Annotated in this window: 6 protein-coding genes; 4 read left to right on the top strand and 2 right to left on the bottom strand. The window is 73.6% G+C overall.

Annotation, left to right across the window (positions count from 1 at the left end):
* On the top strand, positions 1-193 hold a 193-nt coding region (locus AX737_RS34180; RefSeq protein WP_082772938.1), incomplete at its 5' end, for a hypothetical protein.
* Between the two features lie 45 nt (positions 194-238).
* On the opposite strand, the gene AX737_RS07565 is transcribed toward AX737_RS34180, so the two are convergent.
* Positions 239-1,243 (bottom strand): catalase family peroxidase, encoded by a 1,005-nt coding sequence (locus tag AX737_RS07565; protein WP_066920302.1) that lies wholly within the window; start codon positions 1,241-1,243, stop codon positions 239-241.
* Positions 1,244-1,475: 232 nt separating this feature from the next.
* Here AX737_RS07565 and AX737_RS07570 point away from each other — a divergent pair, with 232 nt between their 5' ends.
* From AX737_RS07570 to AX737_RS34185, 3 genes are read left to right on the top strand one after another with little or no spacing between them, the layout of a single operon-like run.
* Positions 1,476-2,537 carry an SDR family oxidoreductase gene (locus AX737_RS07570; protein WP_066920304.1) on the top strand — a complete coding sequence of 354 codons (1,062 nt, stop codon included), beginning with the start codon at positions 1,476-1,478 and terminating at the stop codon, positions 2,535-2,537.
* Positions 2,538-2,542: 5 nt separating this feature from the next.
* A complete protein-coding gene (locus AX737_RS07575) occupies positions 2,543-2,980 on the top strand; it encodes an EamA family transporter (RefSeq protein ID WP_066920306.1) in 438 nt (145 codons plus the stop codon).
* A 55-nt stretch (positions 2,981-3,035) separates the two neighbouring features.
* Positions 3,036-3,194, top strand: coding sequence for a hypothetical protein (locus AX737_RS34185; RefSeq protein WP_197430488.1), 159 nt, complete (start codon positions 3,036-3,038; stop codon positions 3,192-3,194).
* A gap of 90 nt (positions 3,195-3,284) precedes the next feature.
* Here AX737_RS34185 and AX737_RS07580 read toward each other — a convergent pair.
* Positions 3,285-3,809: FTR1 family protein (locus AX737_RS07580; RefSeq protein WP_197430489.1), on the bottom strand; the 525-nt coding region annotated here is incomplete at its 5' end.

Below are 3,809 nucleotides of genomic sequence, written 5' to 3' on the forward strand. Positions count from 1 at the left end.
GGCGGGCCGCCCCGACGACAAGTCCGAGCCGGCCCAGGGCGCCGCAGCGGGCTCCGCGACGAGCGTCGGCGCGGGCGGCCTCACCGGCTCCGGCGCGACCGAGGCCGGCGCCCGCCGCACCGACGGCAGGGCACCTGCGCCGGCCGCCGAGCGGGGCGGCGCCACCGCCCCGGCCCCCGGCACCACGCGCTGAGCAGGGGACGTGGGCCCGGGGCCAGGACGGCCCGGCCCCGGCGCGCTACTGCGAGCGGCGGCCGAACGAGACCGCGTAGGCCTGGACGCGGGCGTCGATGAGCGGATCGTCCGACACCTCGATCCCGTCCGTGAGGGCGTTCGGCATGAAGAGCAGGGCCTTCTCGGCCTCGCGGCTGTTGGGCACGGCCTTGGCGACCGTCAGGGTGCCGAGGTCGATCGTCCGGCGGTCGTCGGGCCAGGGCTTGGTGGCGTCGTTGGTCGGGTCGCCGGCCTCGGCGAGCTGCGCCAGCACCCGGAAGCGGGCGGGCTCCTTCGCCAGCCGCGGGCCGATCTCCGCCATCAGGTAGCCCGGATCCCGCTTGGCGGCTTCCTCGGGCGGGAGGATCTCCTCGCCCTCGACCGGCACGAAGCGGTAGCGGAAGGCCTGGCGCTTGCCGTCCTTGTCCACGAAGACGAAGGCGTTCACCCCGTTATAGGTCTGGCGGGCGAAGCTCGACGGGGTCTGGGCGGTCTTGCCGGCCGTGGCGGCGGCCGGGTGAGAGGCGGTGAACTTCTCCAGCGCCGTCGGTCGCGGCGCGTCCGGCCCGCTCTCGGAGACGGCCTTCAGGAGGTCGCGGAACTCCTCGCCCGTGGCGACGGGGAAGTACTTCAGGGCGTTGACGACGACGTCCATCTCCGTGTCGTCGGCGAGCTTGAACTTCAGCGCCATGCCGTGCGGGTTGGCGTTGGCCGCACCGTCCGGGATGGTCGGGACGCCGGTGGCGTCCGAGAAGCGGACCGTCACGGGCACGGCCGGCCCCTGGAACAGGGAGGCCTTGCTGATCTTGGCGGCCTCAGGAGAGGGCGTGAAGCTGCCCTCGGCGACCACGCCCTTGGCGTGGTTGGCCCTGAAGCCCGGATGCTTGCCGAACAGCTTGTTCATCACGTCGATGGTCTGCTCGGCGGTCGAGGCGTCGTTCGAGGCGTCCTGGGCGGAGGCCGCGCTTCCCACCGCGAGAGCGAGGGCGACGCCGGTGGCGAGCGCGCGTGCGATCTTGAAGTGCCGCATGAAGGACCTCCGACAACCTTGGCCTGCGTGAGGCCGGCTGGTTCAACTTACGAGCTGTTCATAAGGGGCAAACCGGATCGCGCACAACCGGCCCCTTGCCGCGCCACCGACACGCCCGCGTGAGACTTGGCCGAGATGACGCGGCGCTGCCGGCTTCGGGGGCGGAAGCCTGGACCCGCACGGCACCCGTCCCAGTTCACCCCGGGGGGTGAGCGGCCAGGGAACCAGGAACATGACCGGCACGGCACTGATCGTCGGCGCGAGCGGCATCGTGGGGAGCGCGACCGCCTCCCTGATGGCGGCGGAGGGCTGGTCGGTCCTCGGGCTCGCCCGCAATCCGGCCGCCGCCCCGGGCATCCATCCGGTGCGCGCCGACCTGCACGACCCCGGCGCGCTGCGGGACGCGCTGTCGGACCTGCGCCCGAGCCACGTCGTCCTCGCCACTTGGACGCGCCGGCCGACCGAGGCCGAGATGATTCGCCTGAACGGGCAGGCCGTGCGCGACGTGCTCGAGGCCCTGCGGCCGGGCGGCTCGGTCCGCCACGTCGCCCTGGTGACGGGGCTCAAGCACTATCTCGGGCCGTTCGAGAACTACGGCACAGGCCGCTTGCCGCAGACGCCGTTCCGCGAGGAGCAGGGACGGCTCCCGGTCGAAAACTTCTACTACGCCCAGGAGGATGCCGTCTTCGAGGCCGCGGCCCGCGACGGCTTCACCTGGAGCGTGCACCGCCCACACTCGATCGTCGGCAAGGCGGTCGGCAACGCCATGAACATGGGCACCACGCTGGCCGTCTACGCCACCCTCTGCCGGGAGACCGGGCGGCCCTTCCGCTTCCCCGGCTCGGCCGCGCAGTGGAACGGCCTCGTGGACGTCACCGACGCGCGCCAGCTCGCGCACCACATCCTCTGGGCCTCGACCAGCCGGGCGGGGGCGGACGAGGCCTTCAACGTGGTGAACGGCGACGTCTTCCGCTGGAGCTGGATGTGGGAGCGGATCGCCCGGTGGTTCGGCCTGGAGCCCGCTCCCTTCGACGGCACGGTGCGGCCGCTGGAGGAGCAGATGGCGGGCGACGCAGCCGTCTGGGCCGAGATCGCGGCGCGCCACGGCCTCGCCGAGCCCGACCTCGACCGCCTCGCCTCCCCCTGGCACACCGACGCCGACCTCGGCCGGCCGATCGAGGTGGTGACCGACATGGGCAAGAGCCGCCGGCTCGGCTTCCTGCGCTACCAGCCGTCCGACGACGCCTTCCTCGACCTGTTCGGACGCCTGCGGGCCGACCGGCTGATTCCTTGAGCCCGATGGGCGACTGGCTCGCGTCCTGGCGCCTCTGGGCGCTGCTCTCGGCCGTGTTCGCTGCGCTCACCGCGATCCTGGCCAAGCTCGGCCTGTCGGGCGTGCCCTCCGAGGTCGCGACCTTCCTGCGGACGCTCGTCGTTGCGGCGCTGACCGCCGCGATCGTGCTCGGCACCGGGCAGGCCTCCGCCCTCGGGCAGGTCTCGGGCCGCAGCGCGCTGTTCCTCGTGCTGTCGGGCCTCGCCACCGGGGCGTCCTGGCTCTGCTACTTCCGCGCCCTCTCCCTCGGGGACGCGGCCCGGGTCGCGCCGCTCGACAAGCTCAGCGTCGTGCTGGTGGCCGCGTTCGGCGCCCTCCTCCTCGGCGAGTCGCTGAGCCCGCTCAGCTGGCTCGGCGTGGCGCTGATCGCGGCGGGGGCGGCGCTCGTCGCCTACGGCGGCTGAGGAAACGTTAACGCCCCGGCCCGATCATCGGAACCTCGGATGAGGAGAACGCCCGATGGACAGGTTCTACCGCGGGCTCGAGACCGGCCTCCTCGGTCTCGGCTTCTGCCTCGGCCTCGCGGCCTTCGCGGCGCTCGCCGCGCCGCCGCGGGAGGCCGGCACGCTCGCCGTGACCCTGCCGATGCTCTCGGTCACGACGGGCGCCGCGCCCTGAAACGGAAGGGCCCGCCGCGCGGGTGGCGCGCGCGGGTGGCGCGCGCGGGTGGCGCGGCGGGCCCTCGTCCGGAACCGGTGCGGTCGCCCCTCAGGAGGTCGCCCGCGCCGGCTTGCCCTGCGGGGCCGCCTGGGGCCGCGTCCCGGCGCCGCGGTTCCGCGTCAGGTAGGCGGCGAGGCAGGCGAGCGCGATCGCCACCAGGGCCCCTTGGGTGCCGATGGCCTCCCAGGTGCCGTTGAAGCCGATCTCGGTGACGAAGCCCGGCACCCCCCCGTCGTGGACCGGGATCAGGGTCTGCTCCTGGAACTCCTGGAAGGCCTCGCCGACGAGCTTGAGGCCCATCACGAACAGGAAGGCGGAGGTGATCACGAACATCGGCCGGAGCGGCAGGCGCAGCGCCAGCCACTGCATGGCCACGAACATCGCGGCGAGCGCGAGCGCCGCGACCGCGAGGCCGCCGAAGAGGGAGCCGTCGAAGCCGTTGCCGCTCTTGGCCAGCGCGTGCAGGAACAGCACGGTCTCGGCGCCCTCGCGGAACACCGCCAGGAAGGCGATGCCGGCGAGCGACAGGATGGTGCCGGCCCCGAGCGCCCGCTCGGCGAGGCGGTTCAGGTC

The organism is Methylobacterium sp. CCH5-D2 (genome assembly GCF_001556475.1).
Taxonomy (GTDB): domain Bacteria; phylum Pseudomonadota; class Alphaproteobacteria; order Rhizobiales; family Beijerinckiaceae; genus Methylobacterium; species Methylobacterium hispanicum.

Bases quoted from the DNA above. Each gene is read 5' to 3' on its own strand.
- AX737_RS07570 (WP_066920304.1), top strand. From the start codon at position 1,476: ATGACCGGCACGGCACTGATCGTCGGCGCGAGCGGCATCGTGGGGAGC.
- AX737_RS07565 (WP_066920302.1), bottom strand. From the start codon at position 1,243: ATGCGGCACTTCAAGATCGCACGCGCGCTCGCCACCGGCGTCGCCCTC.
- AX737_RS34185 (WP_197430488.1), top strand. From the start codon at position 3,036: ATGGACAGGTTCTACCGCGGGCTCGAGACCGGCCTCCTCGGTCTCGGC.
- AX737_RS07575 (WP_066920306.1), top strand. From the start codon at position 2,543: ATGGGCGACTGGCTCGCGTCCTGGCGCCTCTGGGCGCTGCTCTCGGCC.